This is a genomic window from Citrobacter sp. wls613 (assembly GCF_005281195.1).
Taxonomy (GTDB): Bacteria; Pseudomonadota; Gammaproteobacteria; order Enterobacterales; family Enterobacteriaceae; genus Citrobacter; species Citrobacter gillenii.
Window position 1 is genome coordinate 70,030 of record NZ_SZXN01000053.1, and the last position, 3,619, is coordinate 73,648.

General features: G+C 51.1%; 4 protein-coding genes and 1 tRNA gene. All 5 read left to right on the plus strand.

Features of this window, described 5'->3' with window-relative positions; all coding sequences use genetic code 11:
• Positions 1-87: 87 nt before the first annotated feature.
• Positions 88-164 (plus strand) — tRNA-Arg (locus FDX01_RS09355).
• A gap of 137 nt (positions 165-301) precedes the next feature.
• A complete protein-coding gene (gene yqaB / locus FDX01_RS09360) occupies positions 302-868 on the plus strand; it encodes a fructose-1-phosphate/6-phosphogluconate phosphatase (RefSeq protein ID WP_096755991.1) in 567 nt (188 codons plus the stop codon).
• Positions 865-1,293, plus strand: a complete 429-nt coding sequence (locus FDX01_RS09365; RefSeq protein ID WP_137399673.1) for a YqaA family protein — start codon at positions 865-867, stop codon at positions 1,291-1,293. Before yqaB ends, FDX01_RS09365 begins: the two co-directional genes overlap by 4 nt.
• A 77-nt stretch (positions 1,294-1,370) precedes the next feature.
• Positions 1,371-2,927 (plus strand): glutamate--cysteine ligase, encoded by a 1,557-nt coding sequence (gene gshA / locus FDX01_RS09370; RefSeq protein WP_115257643.1) that lies wholly within the window; start codon positions 1,371-1,373, stop codon positions 2,925-2,927.
• Between the two features lie 149 nt (positions 2,928-3,076).
• Entirely contained in the window at positions 3,077-3,592 is a 516-nt protein-coding gene (gene luxS / locus FDX01_RS09375; RefSeq protein ID WP_135911530.1) for an S-ribosylhomocysteine lyase, read from the plus strand.
• The last annotated feature ends 27 nt before the right edge of the window (positions 3,593-3,619 follow it).

Here is a 3,619-nt window from a genome sequence, read left to right on the forward strand (position 1 = left end):
TTCTGTTTCTTCAGCAATGAAAGAATGGATAATCGATACGGCCTTAGCAGCGGTATCAAAAATCTGCACTAAAGTAGTTTCCCTGATGCATCCGTAGCTCAGCTGGATAGAGTACTCGGCTACGAACCGAGCGGTCGGAGGTTCGAATCCTCCCGGATGCACCATCTTCTCCGAAATAATCCCCAGCACCATCTCTCTTTTTCTGAATCAAACTTCTAAAACAATCCTCAATTCGCTGTCAGCGACAAAATCAATCCATTACGATAAAGTAACGTCTGGTCATTCGGCTTGTGAGAAGACGATGTACGAACGTTATGCGGGTTTGATTTTTGATATGGATGGCACCATTCTCGATACCGAGCCAACGCACCGTAAAGCGTGGCATGAGGTGTTAGGGCGTCATGGGCTCCGTTTTGACGAGCAGGCCATGGTCGCACTCAACGGTTCCCCAACGTGGCGTATTGCACAGTCGGTCATTGAACTGAATCATGCCGATCTCGATCCCCATGCGCTGGCGCGTGAAAAAACCGACAGCGTTAAAAGCATGCTGTTGGATAGCGTTCAGCCATTGCCGCTTATTGATGTTGTTAAAGCCTGGCATGGTCGTCGGCCTATGTCGGTCGGTACCGGGAGCGAAAGTGCCATTGCAGAGGCGCTGCTCGCGCATTTAGGGCTACGTCACTATTTTGATGCCGTCGTCGCAGCTGACCACGTACAACGCCATAAACCCGCACCTGACACGTTTTTACTGTGTGCCGAGCGTATGGGCGTTGTCCCGACTCAATGCGTGGTATTTGAAGACGCTGACTTCGGCCTGCAGGCTGCACGTGCGGCCGGTATGGATGCCGTGGATGTCCGGTTATTGTGAGTGATGGACTGTCACTCCTGTCACTGTTTGCCAGCAGTTTCCTCAGCGCCACGCTGTTACCTGGAAATTCTGAAGTTGTTTTAGTGGCTCTGCTGGTTTCCGGGGTGAGTCATCCCTGGGTCTTAGTCTTAACAGCAACAATGGGTAATAGCCTTGGAGGGTTAACTAACGTTATCCTTGGGCGTTTCTTCCCGTTACGTAAAACGTCACGATGGCAAGAGAAAGCGATGGGGTGGCTGCAGCGCTATGGCGCTGTCACACTATTATTAAGCTGGATGCCGGTTGTGGGGGATTTGCTGTGCCTGCTAGCGGGATGGATGCGCATCTCGTGGGGGCCAGTACTCATTTTTTTATGCCTTGGCAAAGCGTTGCGTTATGTTGTGGTCGCAGCGGTTACGACGCAGGGCATTATGTGGTGGCACTAATTGTGTTGTGGAAATGCCTGTAGGGTAACCAATACTATGATGCTAATTAAAACGATTTTGACAGGCGGGAGGTCAATTTGATCCCGGACGTATCACAGGCACTGGCCTGGCTGGAAAAAAATCCTCAGGCGTTACAGGGGATTCAACGTGGTCTGGAGCGCGAAACGCTGCGTGTTAATGCTGATGGCTCATTGGCGACGACAGGCCACCCGGATGTGTTAGGCTCAGCGCTGACGCATAAATGGATAACAACGGATTTTGCCGAAGCGCTGCTGGAGTTTATTACTCCTCCGGGCGACGACATCCAGAAAATGCTCACGTTTATGCGTGATCTGCATCGCTATACCGCCAGAAATCTGGGCGACGAGCGTATGTGGCCACTGAGCATGCCTTGCTATATCGCTGAAGGTCAGGATATTGAACTGGCGCAGTACGGTACCTCGAATATTGGTCGTCTGAAAACGCTCTACCGTGAAGGTCTCAAAAACCGTTACGGCGCGCTGATGCAAACGATTTCCGGCGTTCACTATAATTTCTCGCTGCCGATGGCATTCTGGCAGGCGAAATGTGGCGTAACGGACGATGAAGATGCCAAAGAGAAAGTGTCTGCTGGCTACTTCCGCCTGATCCGCAACTATTATCGTTTTGGTTGGGTGATCCCGTACTTGTTTGGCGCATCTCCGGCGATTTGTTCTTCTTTCCTGCAAGGAAAGCCGACAACTCTACCGTTTGAAAAAACGGACTGTGGTATGTATTACCTGCCGTACGCGACATCGCTGCGCCTGAGCGATTTGGGTTATACCAATAAGTCGCAAAGCAATCTCGGTATTACGTTTAACGATTTGCATGAGTATGTGGCAGGATTGAAGCGCGCGATTAAAACCCCTTCCGAGGAGTACGCGGCGATCGGTCTGGAGAAAGACGGTAAACGTCTGCAAATTAACAGCAACGTACTGCAGATTGAAAATGAACTGTATGCGCCTATTCGCCCGAAACGGGTAACCCGTAGCGGTGAATCGCCGTCAGATGCGCTGCTTCGCGGCGGCATTGAATACATTGAAGTGCGTTCGCTGGATATTAACCCCTTCTCACCCATCGGCGTAGATGAGCAGCAGGTACGTTTCCTCGATCTGTTTATGGTGTGGTGTGTCCTGGCGGACGCTCCGGAAATGAGCAGCGATGAACTGCTCTGCACGCGTACCAACTGGAATCGTGTGATTCTGGAAGGACGTAAGCCGGGCCTGACGCTAGGCATTGGCTGTGAAACCGCCCAGTTCCCGCTGCCGAAAGTGGGTAAAGATCTGTTCCGTGACCTGAAGCGCGTGGCGCAAACGCTGGACAGCATCCATGGAGGAGAGGAGTATCAAAAAGTCTGTGACGAACTGGTTGCCTGCTTTGATAATCCTGAACTGACATTCTCCGCGCGGATCCTGCGGTCAATGATTGATACGGGCATTGGCGGCACGGGCAAAGCGTTGGGCGAGGCTTATCGCAATCTGCTGCGTGAAGAGCCGTTAGAGATCGTGCAGGAAGAGGCGTTTATTGCTGAAACAGCGGCTTCAAAGCGTCGTCAGCAGGAGATTGAAGCGGCGGATACTGAGCCGTTTGCCGCGTGGCTGGAAACGCACGCTTGATACAAAAGAAAAAGGCCACTCGGGAGTGGCCAAAATTTCATCTCTGAAACCAGGGATGATGATAACAAATGCGCGTCTTTCATATACTCAGACTCGCCCCGGAACAAAGAGTTCAGATTATTTTTAAAAATTTTATCGGAGGTGGCTAAATGCCGTTGTTAGATAGTTTTACTGTCGATCACACCCGGATGGAAGCTCCCGCAGTCCGGGTTGCAAAAACGATGAACACCCCGCATGGCGACGCCATCACCGTGTTTGATCTGCGTTTCTGCATTCCGAACAAAGAAGTGATGCCTGAAAAAGGGATCCACACGTTGGAACACCTGTTTGCCGGGTTTATGCGTAACCACCTTAACGGTAATGGCGTTGAGATTATCGATATCTCTCCAATGGGCTGCCGTACTGGCTTCTACATGAGCCTGATTGGTACGCCGGACGAACAGCGCGTGGCTGACGCCTGGAAAGCGGCGATGGCTGACGTGCTGAAAGTGCAGGATCAAAATCAGATCCCGGAACTGAACGTCTACCAGTGTGGAACGTATCAAATGCATTCGCTGAGCGAAGCGCAGGAAATTGCCCGTCATATTCTGGAACATGACGTACGTGTTAACAGTAATGAAGAGTTGGCGCTGCCGAAAGAAAAATTGCAGGAACTGCATATTTAGGTAATGGTGCCAACTTACTGATTTAGT

Excerpts from the sequence above, each read along its gene's own strand:
- yqaB (WP_096755991.1), top strand. The coding sequence starts at position 302 with ATGTACGAACGTTATGCGGGTTTGATTTTTGATATGGATGGCACCATT.
- luxS (WP_135911530.1), top strand. The coding sequence starts at position 3,077 with ATGCCGTTGTTAGATAGTTTTACTGTCGATCACACCCGGATGGAAGCT.